General features: G+C 73.1%; 14 protein-coding genes. 9 read left to right on the top strand and 5 right to left on the bottom strand.

The features are described 5' to 3' along the window. Positions 1 to 244 precede the first annotated feature (244 nt). On the bottom strand, positions 245 to 1,234 hold the full coding sequence (sph, locus tag AC069X_RS33495) for a sphingomyelin phosphodiesterase (protein ID WP_478734637.1): 990 nt from the start codon (positions 1,232 to 1,234) through the stop codon (positions 245 to 247). A gap of 140 nt (positions 1,235 to 1,374) precedes the next feature. On the opposite strand from sph, the gene AC069X_RS33490 reads away from it, so the two are divergent. After that, positions 1,375 to 2,241 (top strand): oxygenase MpaB family protein, encoded by an 867-nt coding sequence (locus tag AC069X_RS33490; protein ID WP_478734635.1) that lies wholly within the window; start codon positions 1,375 to 1,377, stop codon positions 2,239 to 2,241. A 36-nt stretch (positions 2,242 to 2,277) separates the two neighbouring features. On the opposite strand, the gene AC069X_RS33485 is transcribed toward AC069X_RS33490, so the two are convergent. Beyond that, a complete protein-coding gene (locus tag AC069X_RS33485) occupies positions 2,278 to 3,810 on the bottom strand; it encodes a M1 family metallopeptidase (RefSeq protein WP_478734652.1) in 1,533 nt (510 codons plus the stop codon). 469 nt (positions 3,811 to 4,279) lie between these two features. After that, a complete protein-coding gene (locus AC069X_RS33480) occupies positions 4,280 to 5,683 on the bottom strand; it encodes a hypothetical protein (protein WP_478734633.1) in 1,404 nt (467 codons plus the stop codon). Between the two features lie 130 nt (positions 5,684 to 5,813). Between AC069X_RS33480 and AC069X_RS33475 the strand changes: the two genes are divergently transcribed. From AC069X_RS33475 to AC069X_RS33445, 7 genes are all read left to right on the top strand, one after another. Continuing rightward, positions 5,814 to 6,011, top strand: a complete 198-nt coding sequence (locus tag AC069X_RS33475) for a hypothetical protein (RefSeq protein WP_478734631.1) — start codon at positions 5,814 to 5,816, stop codon at positions 6,009 to 6,011. Positions 6,012 to 6,080: 69 nt separating this feature from the next. Next, positions 6,081 to 6,944 (top strand): SCO6745 family protein, encoded by an 864-nt coding sequence (locus AC069X_RS33470; protein ID WP_478734629.1) that lies wholly within the window; start codon positions 6,081 to 6,083, stop codon positions 6,942 to 6,944. A 94-nt stretch (positions 6,945 to 7,038) separates the two neighbouring features. Next, positions 7,039 to 9,492 (top strand): Tex family protein, encoded by a 2,454-nt coding sequence (locus tag AC069X_RS33465; protein WP_478734627.1) that lies wholly within the window; start codon positions 7,039 to 7,041, stop codon positions 9,490 to 9,492. 287 nt (positions 9,493 to 9,779) lie between these two features. Next, on the top strand, positions 9,780 to 10,232 hold the full coding sequence (locus tag AC069X_RS33460; RefSeq protein WP_478734625.1) for a M48 family metalloprotease: 453 nt from the start codon (positions 9,780 to 9,782) through the stop codon (positions 10,230 to 10,232). After that, positions 10,222 to 11,418 carry an MAB_1171c family putative transporter gene (locus AC069X_RS33455; protein WP_478734623.1) on the top strand — a complete coding sequence of 399 codons (1,197 nt, stop codon included), beginning with the start codon at positions 10,222 to 10,224 and terminating at the stop codon, positions 11,416 to 11,418. Before AC069X_RS33460 ends, AC069X_RS33455 begins: the two co-directional genes overlap by 11 nt. Positions 11,419 to 11,440: 22 nt before the next feature. Next, entirely contained in the window at positions 11,441 to 12,223 is a 783-nt protein-coding gene (locus tag AC069X_RS33450) for an SDR family NAD(P)-dependent oxidoreductase (RefSeq protein ID WP_478734621.1), read from the top strand. Between the two features lie 79 nt (positions 12,224 to 12,302). Beyond that, positions 12,303 to 12,551: a hypothetical protein gene (locus tag AC069X_RS33445; RefSeq protein ID WP_478734619.1), complete on the top strand. Its 249-nt coding sequence runs from the start codon at positions 12,303 to 12,305 to the stop codon at positions 12,549 to 12,551. A 161-nt stretch (positions 12,552 to 12,712) separates the two neighbouring features. Here the strand turns inward: AC069X_RS33445 and AC069X_RS33440 are convergent, their stop codons facing one another. Next, the gene (locus AC069X_RS33440) at positions 12,713 to 14,350 is read right to left on the bottom strand and encodes an ABC-F family ATP-binding cassette domain-containing protein (protein ID WP_478734617.1); all 1,638 of its coding nucleotides are present in this window, start codon (positions 14,348 to 14,350) and stop codon (positions 12,713 to 12,715) included. A 31-nt stretch (positions 14,351 to 14,381) separates the two neighbouring features. After that, positions 14,382 to 14,543, bottom strand: a complete 162-nt coding sequence (locus AC069X_RS33435) for a hypothetical protein (protein WP_478734616.1) — start codon at positions 14,541 to 14,543, stop codon at positions 14,382 to 14,384. A 285-nt stretch (positions 14,544 to 14,828) separates the two neighbouring features. Between AC069X_RS33435 and AC069X_RS33430 the strand changes: the two genes are divergently transcribed. Continuing rightward, positions 14,829 to 15,800 (top strand): GlxA family transcriptional regulator, encoded by a 972-nt coding sequence (locus AC069X_RS33430; protein ID WP_478734615.1) that lies wholly within the window; start codon positions 14,829 to 14,831, stop codon positions 15,798 to 15,800. Positions 15,801 to 15,882 lie beyond the last annotated feature (82 nt).

Genomic DNA, 15,882 nt, shown 5'->3' with positions numbered 1-15,882 from the left:
CTTTCCGGGGCGGGACGGCCTGTCAAGGGTCGCCGAAGGCGATCACGAAGTGACGCGACGAAGGAGCGCCCTTGACAGGCCGGCACGACACGGAAGGACGATGGGACTGACGGGAAACCCCCATGCCGTCTCCGAGACCGTCCTGCCGGGACCCGCCCTGTGGGTCCCGGCCGTGGGTGCTCGTCCGCTCCGGTGGGCACCGCCGGCCCGCGGCCCCTCCCAGGGGAAGGGGCCGTCCAGCCGCTTAGCGGCCGATGACCGGGTAGTGGTCCGAGAGGTTGGAGTACGTGTAGGACTTGCCCCAGCTGGAGACCGTCCAGGGCGCCGACTCCTCCTTGACCACGTTGTTCTCCCAGCCCGCCGGGCGGGCGTTGCCCTTGCGGTACAGGACGTAGTCCAGGTCCTCGCGGGGGTCCGTCGGGTAGCGGTAGGCGGCGATCGTGTTCAGCGCCGTGTCGAAGGAGTACGGGTGGCCCGTGCGCGAGTCGGTGCCCGCCAGGTCCGCGTCCGCGAGCATCGAGGCGTACTCCGGGGTGCGGGAGTCCACGTTCAGGTCGCCCGCGACGATGACCTGCTCGTTCGCCGGGATGTTCTTGGCATCGAGGAAGGCGTCTATGTTCTTGAACTGCCGGCTGCGCATCTGCGCCGCCTCGCCCGCGCCGCAGCCCGGGTCGGTGGACTGGGCGTGCGTGCCGACGACGTGGACCTTGGTGCCGTTCACGTCCAGCACCGCGTACGCGAAGCCCTTGTTGGACCACCAGTCGGCTCCACAGGCGTCCTTGTAGACCACCTGCTCCTTGCGCACGATCGGCCACTTGCTCAGGATCGTGACGCCGCCGTCCTCCGGGGTGGTGGAGGAGTACGCGCCGCCCGTGGCGTCCCAGCCGGTCTTGGCGCGGCCCACGACCGGGGTCTGGTGCGGGTACTGCGCCGCGGAGTTGGCCTTCAGGGCGTCCGAGGCGGGGTTGTCGAAGGCCTCCTGGATCACCACCACGTCGTGGCCCTGGTAGAAGGACGTCTTGGGGATCTCGGCGGCGCGGTGGTCCTGGCCCCAGTTCGGGTACAGGTTCTTGCTCATCAGGAACACGTTGTACGTCAGGACGCTCAGCCGCGGGGCCGCGGTGCTCTCGGCGGCCGTGGCGGCGGGCGCGGAAGTCAGGGTGAGCGCTGCGGCGGCGGTCGCGGCCACGGCCGTGGCGGCGGCGCGGGTGCGGCGGTGCGAGATCTGCGGCATGGAGGTCTCCGTCAGTCCGGTGGAATCCTGCGGGGGAAGATCGACGCCGCAATCCAAGCAGCCGCGGTTACCTCTGGGTAACACCCGTGACAAGACTTTCTGTCCGGACCGAGGACTTCTGGCGCTCGCATAATTGGGTCATGAACGACACGGACCGCATATCCGATCCCGAGCCGCCGCCGCCGGGCGGGGTGCTGTGGACCACCGCCGGGGACATCCGGTCCCTGCTGACCCTGCCGGCCGCCTTCACCATGCAGGTCGCCCACCCGGCCGTCGGGGCCGGTGTCGACCAGTACTCCGTCTTCCGCACCGACCCCTGGGGGCGCGGCGAGCGCTCCCTGCGCTCCGTGATGCTGTGGGTGTACGGCGGGGACGAGGCCGCCGCCGAGGGGCGCCGGGTGCGCCGCCTGCACAAGGAGATCCAGGGCACCGACACCCGGGGCCGGCGCTACCACTCCCTCGACCCCGCCTGCTACGCCTGGGTGCACGCCACCGGCTTCCCCGTCGCGCAGTACGCCGGGCGCTACCTCTTCCGCCGCGTCACCCCAGCCCAGGAGCGGCAGATGTACGCGGAGTGGCTGCGGGTGGGGCGGATCCTCGGGCTGCGCGACCGGGACATGCCGCAGACCGTGGAGGAGTTCTGGCCCTATTACCGCCGGATGCTGGCCGAGGAGATCGAGCCGACCAAGGTCGCCCGCGAGCTGGTCGCCACCGACGCGGACCTGCCCCGCCCCGAGGTGGGCTCCCGGGCGGTGCGGCTGCTCCTGCGGTTCGCCTGGCCGGCCCTGCGGACGGGCTACCTGCGCTTCCGGGCCTTCGTCACCGTCGGGTACATGCCGCCCGAGGCCCGGGCCGCCATCGGGCTGGAGTGGACCCCCGCGCAGGAGCGCCGGCTCCGGCTGTTCAGCACGGCCGTACGGGTCCTCGTGCCGCTGCTGCCCGAACGGCTGCGCTACCTGCCGAGGGCCCGCGCCGCGCGGGCGCGGTGGCGCGCCGGCACCTTCTGAGGGGCGCCGGCGCGCGGGTCCGCGTACTGCCGTGGATCAGTGGGCGTGGGCGTGGGTGTCGGTGTGGGTGTGGTCGTGCACCGTGTTCGTCGCGGCGATCTTCTTCCAGGACTTGGGTTCCACGGCGGGCTTGGCCGGGGACTGGAGGGTGCGTGCGCCGTCCTTGGCGGCCGGCGGGGCGAAGGCCGGCTTGCCCGGGGTGTACAGCCAGGTCTCGAAGAGCTGCGCGAGCGGCTTGTTCGAGATCTTCTCCGCGTACCGGACGAAGTCCCCGACCTTGGCGTTCCCGTAGGCCCGCTCGGTCGGCCAGCCCTTGAGGATCCGGAAGAACTTCTCGTCGCCGATCTCGTTCCGCAGTGCCTGGATGGCGATCGCGCCGCGGTCGTACACGGCCAGGTGGAACTGGTTGTCGGGGCCCGGGTCACCCGGCTTGACCTGCCAGAACGGGTCCTCTGCCGGGCGGGAGGCGTACGCCCAGTCGGCGAGCTCCTGCGCGGTGCCCTCGCCCTCCTTCTCGGACCACAGCCACTGGCTGTAGCGGGCGAAGCCCTCGTTGACCCAGATGTCCTTCCAGTTGTCGACGGACACGCTGTCGCCGTACCACTGGTGGGCCAGCTCGTGGACGACGACGGAGACGTTGGCGCCGTTCGCGAACTGGCGGGGGCTGTAGAACGGGCGGGTCTGCGTCTCCAGGGCGAAGCCGCTGGGCACGTTCGGGACGTAGCCGCCCAGCGCGTTGAAGGGGTACGGGCCGAAGACCCCCTCCAGCCACTCCGCGACCTCGCCGGTCCGCTCGATGCTCGCGCGGGCCGCGCCGGCGTTGTCGCCGAGGTCCTTGCTGTACGCGTTGAGGATCGGGAGGCCGTTCGCGGTCTTGTCGGTGGTGATGTCGAACTTGCCGATCGCGAGCGTGGCCAGGTAGGTGGCCTGCGGCTTGTTGGAGCGCCAGTTGTAGCGGGTCCAGCCGAGCTTCGAACTCTGTGACTGGAGCACGCCGTTGCTGATCGCCTGGGTGCCGTCCGGGACGTTGACCGACACGTCGAAGGTGGCCTTGTCGAGGGGGTGGTCGTTGCTGGGGAACCACCATGCCGCCGCGTCCGGCTCCTGGGCCGCCACGCCGCCGTCGGGGGTCCGCTGCCAGGCCGACCAGCCGTCGACCTTGAACTCGGAGGGCTTCCCGGCGTACTTGACGACGACGGTGGCCTGACGGCCCTTCTGCAGCGGCTGGGACGGGGTCACTTCGAGCTCGTGCGCGCCGGAGGTCGCGAACTTCGCCTTCACGCCGTTGACCCGGACCTCGCTGACCTTGAGGCCGAAGTCGAGGTTGAAGCGGGACAGGTCCTGCTGGGCGGTGGCCAGGAGGGTGGCCGTGCCCTCCAGCAGGTCGGTCTTCGGCTGGTACTGGAGGCGCAGGTCGTAATGGGAGACGTCGTAACCGCCGTTTCCGCTGGCCGGGTAGTAGCTGTCGCCGATGCCCGGGGTGCCCGGACCCGCGCTGGCCGCCGACGCCGGGATCACCAGCAGGAGGGAGGCGGCCAGGACGCTCGGGGCGATGACTTTGCGGTGCACGAAGAGCTCCAAGGGGTAGGGGAGGCAGATCGGTTCGAGGTCTCGTCGTTCGACCGTATTCACCCCTGGCGCCTCAGGTCATGTCCATGGCTCCTGTTGTCACACGATCGCCATTCGGCCGTCATGCTCCCGTGCGTGGCCGCCGGCGATGACGGCATGGCTGACCTGCGGATTCCGCCCGTGGAGCGGGTCCGGGCGCACCGATTCCCCCGTTGGGCCGGGCGGGTGTGCCGTGGTGATGACGCGTCAGCCACAAGGGCGGGATTCGGACATGCGTCCGGGAATGGGCCTGCCGTTCAGGCGGAGTCCGCTCCGCCTGGCGGCGATTTTCGGCCGCCGGTACGTAGCCGGGAGCTCCGGGGCCGCTCGCGGCGCAGAGCGGCTCGAACGGCACTCTTGCGGAACGCGGCGTTCATGGTCTTCGGCCCTGCCGGCGCGCCCCGCCGTACGGGGAGGCGCCGCCGCGCGGCTACGAGCCCGAGCTCTTCGCGGCGGAGCGGGCCTTCTCCAGGAGCCCCTCGAAGGGCGTCTGGTCCATGGAGCCGCGCACCTTCGACAGGCCGTACCGCTCGATGACCGCCTTGTTGTAGTTGGGGTTCTGGGGGTCAAAGGTGATGGTGTCACCCGGCGGTGACACGGCCACGTCTATGCGCGAGCGGTCGCCGCTCGGGACCCGCCACGCGGTGATGCGCTGCGGGCCCCGGGCGATGTTGAGGATCTCGCTGCTGTTCGAGATGCTCGACTCGTTCCGGTAGCTCGCGTTCTCCGGTTCCCTGGGGCGCCACTCGCCCCTCTTCTTGAGGGTCTCGGCGCTCGCCCGGGACTGGTCGTACCCGGTGCCGAGCGTCATCCTGTCCCTCCGGACCACGTAGGCCTCGGTCTGGGCCCTGAGCGCCTCGAAACCGGCCTTCTCGGGATCCTTGATCTCGACGACCACGTCCTGTGAGACCTCTTCCCCCGGGTTCAGCTCACGGCCCGCCGGTGTCACGAACTCGCCGTCGTAGATCAGCGTGTTGGAGGGAGGCCCCTTGTCCGCCATGTTGTAGGAGGCTCCGCCGTGGATCCAGTAGATGCTGCCGAGGACGTAGACCGGGACGCGTCCTTCGTTCTTCACGCGTACGTGCACCGTCACGTGCATCGCCGCCCCGCCGTCGACCAGGTTCGCCTCCCGGAACTCCGCCCCGCTCGTGATCAGCGGGGTCGTCGCGTAGGGGACGTACACCTGCGCGTACGCCAGGTTGACGCAGGCGAGCAGGGTGGGGACGATCGCCCCGATCGCGATGCTCCGGGGGTGGCGGAGGGCCTGCCACGCCCGGGACCTGATGAGCTCGGATCCGGCCGCCACGGACCCGACGAGGAACGAGATGGCGACGACGGACCAGCCCGTGAAGTGCTCGCCGCGCTGGAGCAGGATGAGCGAGGCGCTGCTCAGGAAGACGATCACCACTCCGGCGAGGACGAACGCTCCCGAGTACCGCCTCCTCCGCTTGTGCCAGTAGTCCACGGCGGCCAGGGCGGCGGTCAACTCCACCAGTGCCGCGGCCAGTACGGAGTATCCCGCGAGCCGCCCGCCGAAGGTCAGGGCGTTGCGGCAGTCCATCCAGCCGATCCAGCCGAGCAGGCACGCGGTCGCGAAGAGGCCGGCGACCATCAGGGTGCCGATCGCTCTCCGCCGCAGCGTCCGGTCCGGCCAGACGGTGTCGTCTCCGCCGAGCCAGTGCACGGGGTGCCCGCTCGGCAGGCCCTCGTGGAGCAGGAAGTCGTGGAATTCCCCGGGGGACCGGACCTTGGCCGCGCACTTGCCGTTGACCGTGACCTTCCGCCAGCCGAGGTCATCAGGCGGCCCTACGGAAACCTCGGGCGTGTTCGCCATGACACCAGCCTGCCGCCGGTTCCCCGGAGCCGCTCCCGGAACGACGGACACCCACCGGAGTGCGTCCGGGGTGGTTCGGGACGAACCTGGAGGTGACGGGTCTGCGTCACTCACCCTCACGGGAGCACGCATGCGTACACGACTTCTGGGCTTCCTCGCAGCCGTGGTCCTGGCCGCCCTCGGCGCCGTGGGCCCCTCGGCACAGGCCGCCGTCCCCGCGATCGACGGTCCGACGTGCGTGGCCTCCCACGGGTCGGTGGAGTACGACTCCGTATCCGGCCTGTGGATCTGTGTGGGAGGCCACTACGACGGCGAGTCCATCAACTGACGACGGCCGCCCCACCCGCGGAGGGGCCCCGGGTTCCCGGCATACTGAGCAGTCGGTAACCTGCGGCGCATGACGCTTCCCCCGCACGCCGCGCGCCGCGTTTGGCACGCCGCCATCAACCCCCTGCACGCCACGAGCTATTTCTCCCCGGACCTCGCCACCGAGCTCGGGGCCCTCGGCATCACCCACCGGGTAGCCGTCAACCTGGCCAGCCGCTCCGCCGCCATGGGCGCCGTCGGCCCCGGCGCGGTCACCGCCGCCTTCTACAACTACCGGCACGACCTGATCGCCGAGCACCTCCCCGCCGTCTGGGACACCGCCACCCCCGAGCAGGTCCTCGCGGCCCGGCTGCGCGCCGTCGACACCACCCTGCGCCGCCTCCTCGGCGACGAGGTCATCGCCTCCGACGACCTCGCCGAAGCCGCAGGCCTCGCCATGCGCGCCACCGAGGCCTGCACCCGCCACGGCCGGACCCTCTACGCCGCCCACGCCGACCTCCCCGTCCCCGAGGAACCGCACCTGCGCCTGTGGCACGCCACCACCCTGCTGCGCGAACACCGGGGCGACGGCCACCTCGCCGCACTGCTGCTGGCCGGGCTCGACCCGCTGGAGGCCCTGGTCAGCCACACCGCCACCGGCCGCGGCATGACCCCGAAGTGGATCAAGAGCATCCGCGGCTGGGAGCAGGAGGACCTCGACGCCGCCGCCGGCCGGCTCCGCTCCCGGGGCGTCCTCGACGCCGACGGCGAGCTCACCGAGGAGGGCCACGCCGTGCGCGAGCGCCTGGAGACCGAGACCGACCGGCTCGACGCCGCCCCGTACGAACACCTCGGCGCGGCCGGCCTCGCCCGGCTCGGCGAACTGGGCGGCGCCCTCGTCCAGCGGGCCATCGCCGCCGGCGCCTTCCCCCGCGGCCTCTTCGGCAAGGCGTAGCGCAGACCGGCTGGGGCTCCCGGCGACCGTCCCCGGCACCTGCCACAATTGACAGCCTTCCACGCAAACGCACGAAGGCAGGCGGGACCGCACAGTGACCATGTCCATCGAAGGCAGGATCGCCGAGGAGCTCGGCGTACGGGAACGGCAGGTCAAGGCCGCCGTCGAGCTGCTCGACGGCGGCTCCACCGTGCCGTTCATCGCGCGCTACCGCAAGGAAGCGACCGAGATGCTCGACGACGCCCAGCTGCGCACCCTGGAGGAGCGGCTGAGGTACCTGCGCGAGCTGGAGGACCGCCGCGCCGCGATCCTCGACTCCGTACGCGAGCAGGGCAAGCTCGACGCCGAGCTGGAGGCCCGGATCAACGCGGCCGACACCAAGGCCCGGCTGGAGGACATCTACCTCCCCTTCAAGCCCAAGCGCCGCACCAAGGCCCAGATCGCCCGCGAGGCCGGCCTGGAGCCCCTCGCCGAAGGGCTGCTGGCCGACCCCTCGGTGGAACCGGCCGCCGCGGCGGCCGCGTTCGTGGACGCCGCGAAGGGGGTCGCCGACCCGGCGGCCGCCCTGGAGGGCGCCCGCGCCATCCTCACCGAGAAGTTCGCCGAGGACGCCGACCTGATCGGAGACCTCCGCGAGCGCATGTGGGGCCGCGGCCGGCTCGCCGCGAAGGTCCGCGAGGGCAAGGAGGAGGCGGGCGCGAAGTTCTCCGACTACTTCGACTTCGCCGAACCCTTCACCGCCCTCCCCTCCCACCGGGTCCTCGCCATGCTGCGCGGCGAGAAGGAGGAGGTGCTCTCCCTCGACCTGGAACCCGAGGAGCCCTCCGACACCCCCGGCCCGTCGACGTACGAGGGGCTCATCGCCCGCCGCTTCGGCATCGCCGACCGCGACCGCCCCGGCGACAAGTGGCTGGCCGACACCGTCCGCTGGGCCTGGCGCACGAAGATCCAGGTGCACCTCGGCATCGACCTGCGGACCCGGCTGCGCGCCGCCGCGGAGGACGAGGCCGTACGCGTCTTCGCCGCGAACCTGCGCGACCTGCTGCTCGCCGCCCCCGCCGGCACCCGCGCCACGCTCGGCCTCGACCCGGGCTTCCGCACCGGCGTCAAGGTGGCCGTCGTCGACGCCACCGGCAAGGTCGTCGCCACGGACGTGATCCACCCGCACGTACCGGCCAACAAGTGGGACGAGTCCCTCGCCAAGCTCGCCCGGCTCGCCGAGCGGCACGCGGTTGAGCTGGTCGCCATCGGCAACGGCACCGCCTCCCGCGAGACCGACAAGCTCGCCGGGGACCTGATCGCCCGCCACCCCGAGCTGGGGCTCACCAAGGTGATGGTCTCGGAGGCGGGCGCCTCCGTGTACTCCGCCTCGGCCTTCGCCTCGCAGGAACTCCCGGACATGGACGTGTCCCTGCGCGGCGCCGTGTCCATCGCCCGCCGCCTCCAGGACCCGCTCGCCGAACTGGTCAAGATCGACCCGAAGTCCATCGGCGTCGGCCAGTACCAGCACGACCTGTCCGAGGTGAAGCTGTCCCGCTCGCTCGACGCCGTCGTCGAGGACTGCGTCAACGGCGTCGGCGTGGACGTCAACACCGCTTCCGCCCCGCTGCTCTCCCGGGTGTCGGGCATCAGCGGCACCCTCGCCGACAACATCGTGGCCCACCGCGACGCCAACGGCCCCTTCCGCAGCCGCAAGGGCCTCAAGGACGTGGCCCGCCTCGGCCCGAAGGCCTACGAACAGTGCGCCGGCTTCCTGCGGATCCGCGGCGGCGACGACCCGCTGGACTTCTCCAGCGTGCACCCGGAGGCGTACCCCGTCGTCCGGGCCATGGGCAAGGCGGCGGGCGCCGAGGTGGCGGCGCTGATCGGCAACACCTCCGTGCTGGGCTCCCTGCGGCCCGAGCAGTTCGTCACCGAGGCCTTCGGCCTGCCCACCGTCACCGACATCCTGCGCGAGCTGGAGAAGCCGGGCCGTGACCCCCGCCCCGCCTTCAAGACGGCCACCTTCAAGGAAGGCGTCGAGAAGATCGGCGACCTGGCGCCCGGCATGATCCTGGAGGGCGTGGTCACCAACGTGGCCGCCTTCGGCGCCTTCATCGACATCGGCGTCCACCAGGACGGACTCGCCCACGTGTCGGCCCTGTCCAAGACCTTCGTCAAGGACCCCCGGGACGTGGTGAAGCCGGGCGACATCGTCCGCGTCAAGGTCCTGGACGTGGACATCCCGCGCAAGCGCATCTCCCTCACCCTGCGGCTGGAGGACGAGGCGGGCGCCGAGCGCGGCGCCGGCGCCCCCCGCCAGCGCGACGACCGCCAGGCGGACCGCCGCGCCGGCGGCCGGCCCCCGCAGCAGCGCGGCGGCCAGGGCCAGGGCGGCGGCGAGGGCCGGCGCCAGGGCGGCGGCCAGGGTCAGGGCCGGCGCGGACAGGGCGGCCAGGGCGGGCCGGGACAGCGCTCCGGCGCTCCCGCCCCCGCCAACAGCGCCATGGCCGACGCCCTGCGCCGAGCCGGCCTCACCGGCCCGGAAGAGGGCCGGGGCCGCCGCTGACACGGTCGGCAGAAGTGGCCGAATAGCCACCCCGGCCAGGGGAAACGCCTTGCCAACTCCCCCGGAGCATCTGTAGGGATGGTGGAACGCCCGTTCGCCCGCGCGGACGGGCGTTCCCGTTTCCCCCTCCGGGACCGCACCCCCGAGGCCGCCTCAAGGCACAGGACGCCATGCCGATGCCCACCCCCCACGCCTACCGACGCTGCCCGAGAAAGGGTCCGAAGAGGGAACACATGCCCTACCGGGATCTCAGCCTGCGCAAACGGTGCGAGACGATTCTCGGTCACTTGGATCTCACGCCGCCGTTCTCCCTCGAAGGCCTCTGCGCGCACATGGCCGAGCAGCGGGGCCGCCCCATCCGCCTGCACCCGCTCCCCAGGGAGGCCGCCGAATCGGGCGTCTGCGGACTGTGGGTGGGCACCGAGAGCGTCGACTACGTCTTCTACGAGGCCCACACCACCCCCCTGCACCGGGAGCACATCGTGCTCCACGAGCTCGGGCACATCCTCTTCGGCCACCACTCCCTGGAGGGCGAGGAGACCGACGGCCGGGCCCCCGTCGTCCGCGGCCGCACCAACTACACCACCCGCCAGGAGCAGGAGGCGGAGATGCTCGCCAGCCTGATCCGCATCCGCACCTCCGCCCCCGGCCACCCCCGCCGCGGCCCCGCTCCCCGGGGCGCCCTCGCCCGGCTGGAGTCCGCCATGGGCTACGCACGGGGCCACCGCGATGGCAGCTGAACTCGCCGCCGTCGGGGACTGGCTCGCCGTCCCCAGCGTGGTCTGCCTGTGGATCGCCGTCCTGCTCCGCGCCCCCGGCGCCCTGCGCTCCCCGGAACAGCGCGGACTGTGGCTCGCCGTCGCCACCGCGGCCGCCGCGATGACCCTGAACCTGCCCGCCGTCATCGCGTACGCGATGAGCCGCGAGCCCTCGTACGCCCACACCGTCGGCCTCGTCCGCAACCTCATCGGCGTCCTGTCCGCGGGCGCCGTGCTCTACTTCGTCGCCGCCGCCACCCGCGGCCGCAGGCTCCAACTCGCCTCCTGGGCGGGCACGGTGCTCTGGATCACCACCCTCGTCACCCTGGACGCCCTCGCCCCCGGACACGGCACGCACACCATGCCGCCCGCCGGGGACCCCGTGCCCTCCCTCGCGTACTGGCTCGTCCTGATCTCCGCCCACCTCATCGCCAACACCGTCTGCGTCTTCGTCTGCTGGCGCTACGGCCGCCGCTCCGAGAGCCGCGCGCTCGCCGCCGGACTCCGGCTGTTCGGCCTCGGCACCGCGCTGGCCTGGGTGTTCTGGTTCGCCTACCTGCTCAAAGCCCTCTTCGGCAGCACCTGGGCGATGCCCGCCATGCCGCTCCTGATGAACCTGCACGGCCTGCTGCGCGCCGCCGCGATCCTCGTACCGACCCTGTTCACCCTGCGCCGCGCCCTCGCCGACGCCACCACCGCCTGGCGGCTGTGGCCGCTGTGGCGGGACCTCGTACAGGCCGTCCCGCACGTGGTGCTCTCCGAACCCCGCACCGGCCGCCTGCTGGAACTGCTGTGGCCGCCGGTGCCGCGCAGCCTGCTCGTCTACCGCAAGGTCATCGAGACCCGCGACGCGATCCTGATCCTGGGGGAGTACGTCACCCCGGGCCTGCCGGAGCTCGCCCGCGGCCACGTCGCCGGCAGCGCCGTCACCGAACAGCGGCGCACCGCCGCCGCGCTGGCCTGCGTACTCAAGGAGGCGCGGCGGGCGAAGCTGGCCGGACTGCCCGGGCAGCCGGCCCAGGCGCCCGCGCTCGAACTGCCGGCCGCGATGCAGACCTCCGAGGAGGGCGGCGGCCTGGAGGACGAGGCCAGGTTCCTGGTGCACGTCGCCCAGGCCTACGCCTCGCCCGCGGCGGCCGCCTTCACCCCCGACCCCCGAACCGCCTGAACGACCGGGAAGCGAACCCCACGTGCCCACCACCGTACTGATCACCGGGGCCAGCGCCGGCCTCGGCGCCGCCTTCGCCCGGGCCTTCGCCGCCAAGGGCTGCCACCTGGTCCTCGTCGCCCGGGACGAGCAACGGCTCGAAGCCCTGGCCGCCGAACTCGCCGCGCGGAACGGCACCGTCTGCGAGGTGCTGCCCGCCGACCTGCTCGACCCCGCGGCCTGCGCCGCGGTCGCCGAACGGCTCGCCGACACCGCGCGGCCCGTCGACGTCCTCGTCAACAACGCCGGGTTCGGCCTGCCCGCGCCCTATCCGTACAACCCGGTCGAGGACGAGGAGCGGATGCTCGACCTCCTCGTGAAGGTCCCGCTCCGCCTCACCCACGCCCTGCTGCCGGGCCTGCGCGAACGCCGCCGGGGCGCGGTCCTCAACGTCTCCTCGGTCGCCGGACTCCTCCCGACCGGGACCTACGGGGCGGCCAAGGCGTGGATCACCGCCTTCAGCGAATCCCTCCGCGTCGACATGGAGCCGTACGGGGTCCGCGTGCTGGCGGTGGTACCGGGCTTCACCCGCACCGAGTTCCAGGAACGCGCCGGCATGGACGTCACCGCCCTGCGCGACGCGGTGTGGCTGGAGCCCGAGGCGGTCGTGGCCAAGGCCCTGCGCGACCTCGCCCGCCGCCGCCCGCTCAGCGTCACCGGCCGCCACTACCGGGCGTACGCCTTCGCGGTCCGCCACCTCCCGCGCGCCTTCGTGGCGCGCAGGATGGCCCGCGACCGGCGCCCCCCGGCCGGCCGGCCCGCCTGACCAGGCCGGTTTGCGGGACCGCGCTGCGGGCAGCAGCCTGGCGGAGGGGGCACAGCGGCCCGGGCGAGGAGGACCTGTCATGGACGAGCAAGGCGGCGCCGGAGGCGTCCCGCTCCACGACGAGGACGCGGGACGACCGCACCGCAAACCACACGTCGAGCGGCACCGCCGCACCGACCGGGGAACCGGGCCCGAACCGGACCTCGCGCCCGTCCGGCGCGAGGAGACGGACGAGGCGAGCCGCCTCGACCGCCCCGGGGCCCAGGACCAGGACCCGGCCGAACCCCGCAAGAACCGCAGCCACGGCAAGGGCCCGGACGAGTTCTAGGGCCTGTCGTCACACCGCCGTCGTCGCCCGGAGGGCGGCCCCGCGGCGTCTGGTGCGGCGAGAGCGCGTGCCAGGCGTCGCGGGGCAGACGGGAGTTTGACGACAGGCCCTGGTGCCGCGGCCGCCGCGGCCGCCACTGACGGTCCGGAGGCCGCCGGCCGTCAGAGCTCGGTGACCTTGCCCCCGGCGACCTCCAGCCGCCGGGTCACCTGGACCGCGTCCAGCATCCGGCGGTCGTGCGTGACCAGCAGCAGCGTGCCCTCGTACGACTCCAGGGCCGACTCCAGCTGCTCGATCGCCGGCAGGTCGAGGTGGTTCGTCGGCTCGTCCAGGACCAGCAGGTTCACCCCGCGCCCCTGGAGCAGGGCCAGAGCCGCACGGGTGCGCTCACCGGGCGACAGCGTCGCCGCCGGGCGCAGCACGTGCGCCGCCTTCAGGCCGAACTTGGCCAGCAGCGTGCGCACCTCCGCCGGCTCGGTGTCCGGGACGGCCGCGCAGAAGGCCTCCAGCAGCGGTTCCCCGCCGAGGAACAGCCCGCGCGCCTGGTCGACCTCGCCGACCAGGACGCCGGAGCCGAGCGTGGCCGAGCCGGAGTCCGGGGCCAGCCGGCCGAGCAGGACCGACAGGAGGGTGGACTTGCCGGCGCCGTTGGCCCCGGTGATCGCGACCCGGTCGGCCCAGTCGATCTGGAGGCTCGCCGGCCCGAAGGAGAAGTCGCCGCGCTTGACGGCGGCCTCGCGCAGCGTGGCCACCACCGAGCCGGAGCGCGGGGCCGCCGCGATCTCCATGCGCAGCTCCCACTCCTTGCGCGGCTCCTCGACGACCTCCAGCCGCTCGATCGCCCGCTGCGTCTGCCGGGCCTTGGCGGCCTGCTTCTCGCTCGACTCGCCGCGCAGCGCCCTGCCGATCTTGTCGTTGTCGCTCGACTTGCGGCGGGCGTTGCGCACGCCCTTGTCCATCCAGTTGCGCTGCATCTGCGCGCGGCCTTCGAGCGAGGCCTTCTTGTCCGCGTACTCCTCGTACTCCTCGCGGGCGTGGCTGCGGGCCCGCGCCCGCTCCTCCAGGTAGGAGTCGTAGCCGCCGCCGTAGAGGTTGATCTGCTGCTGGGCCAGGTCGAGTTCGAGGACCTTGGTCACGGTGCGGGTGAGGAACTCGCGGTCGTGGCTGATGACGACCGTGCCCGCCCGCAGCCCCGTCACGAACCGCTCCAGCCGCTCCAGACCGGCCAGGTCCAGGTCGTTGGTCGGCTCGTCGAGGAGGAACACGTCGTAGCGGGAGAGGAGCAGGGACGCCAGGCCCGCGCGGGCCGCCTGGCCGCCGGACAGGGCCGACATCGGCAGGTCCAGGCTCACCGCCAGGCCCAGCTCGTCCGCGACCTCCTGGGCGCGCTCGTCGAGATCGGCGCCGCCGAGGTCCAGCCAGCGGTCGAGGGTCTCCGCGTACGCGTCGTCGGCGCCCGGCGTGCCGTCCACGAGCCCCTGGGTGGCCTCGTCCAGCGCCGCCTGCGCGGCGGCCACACCGGTCCGGCGGGCGAGGAACTCGCGCACCGACTCGCCCGCGCGCCGCTCCGGCTCCTGCGGGAGGTGGCCGACGGACGCGGCGGGCGGGGAGAGCCGCAGCTCACCGGTCTCGGGGGTGTCGAGCCCGGCGAGCAGCCGCAGCAGGGTCGACTTCCCGGCGCCGTTGACGCCGACGAGGCCGATGACGTCACCGGGCGCCACGACGAGGTCGAGACCGGCGAAGAGCGTGCGCTCACCGTGCGCGGCGGTGAGGTTCTTGGCGACGAGGGTTGCAGTCATGATGCCCCGATCCTATCGGCGCGCCGTCGCCCTACCCGCCGGTCAGCCACAGGCCGGCCCACAGCGCGGTGACCGCCCCGGCCACGGCCAGGGGCGTGGTGAGCAGCCCGAGCCGGGTGAAGCCGCCGAGCCGGACGTGCCGGCCGTGGGCGTGCGGGAGCCGCCGCCGCAGCAGCGTGGCCAGGGAGCCCACGTACGTGAGGTCCGGCCGGTGTCGACGCCGATCAGCACGGCCAGCCCACCCCCCGGCCCGCCGCGCGGGGGCTCCTTCCCCGGTGCCGGTGGAGGCCGCCGGCCGCTGCGGCGTCGTCCCGAGGCGCCGCGGGCCCGTACGCCCAGCACCACCGCGCCGGCCAGTGCGGCCCACGCGGGACCGGCCCCGGGGAAGGAGCCCCCGCGCGGTGGCGTCCTCGCCCGTGTCCGGATAGGTGGGACAGCCGTCATTGCGGCCATCGGGAGCCCGTCACAGGATGGAGGCATGTCACCGCGAAACGTGCTCGTCGTCCTCTACGACGGGGTGCAGAGCCTGGACGTGACCGGCCCCGTCGAGGTCTTCGACGGAGCCGGCCGGCTGCCGGGGGAGCAGGGGTACGCGATTCGTACCGTCTCCCCGGGCGGCGCCCCCGTCCGCACCAGCAGCGGGCTGACCCTGCTGCCCGACGCGGACCTGGAGGGCGTCCGGCCAGGCCCCGGGACCACCCTGCTGGTGCCCGGCGGCCGCTACACGGCGGACTTCGAACCGAGGCTCACCGACTGGCTCCGCGTGTACGGGGGGCGCGCGGAGCGGCTGGTGTCGGTGTGCACGGGCGGACTGCTGCTGGCCGAGGCCGGGCTGCTGGACGGACGGCGGGCGACCTCGCACTGGTCGGTGTGCGAGCGGATGGCCCGGGACTACCCCCGGGTCTCGGTGGAACCGGACCCCATCTACGTCCGCGACGGCCCCGTGGCCACCTCGGCCGGGGTCACCGCCGGGATCGACCTCGCACTGGCGCTGGTGGAGGAGGACCTCGGGCGGGACGCGGCGCTGCTGATCGCCCGGCACCTGGTGGTGTTCCTGCGCCGGCCGGGGAACCAGGCGCAGTTCAGCGCGCAGCTGGCGGCGCAGACCGCGCGGCGGGAACCGCTGCGGGACGTCCAGCAGTGGATCACCGAGCACCCGGGCGGGGACCTGAGCGTCGACGCCCTGGCGGCGCGGGCGGCGCTGTCGCCGCGGCACTTCGCGCGGGCCTTCCAGGCGGAGACGGGGGTGACGCCGGGACGGTACGTGGAGCGGGTGCGGGTGGAACACGCGCGGAGGCTGCTGGAGGACAGCGGGGAGGGCATCGCGCAGATCGCCCGCTCGTGCGGCTACGGCACGCCGGAGGCGCTGCGGCGGGCCTTCGTGAAGACCCTGGGCCAGCCCCCGGCCGAATACCGCCGCCGCTTCGGCCGCCCGCCCGTGCCTTCCTGACACGCCCCAGGAGCCCGGCCCGACACCGGCAGGAACAGCTTCCGCCCCCACCCGGGGGGCGGCCTACCGCTCCGGAGGAGCC

The organism is Streptomyces sp. NPDC043896 (assembly GCF_056435605.1).
The sequence above is the reverse complement of the archived record's forward strand: the minus strand, read 5'-3'. Positions and strand labels throughout refer to the sequence as shown.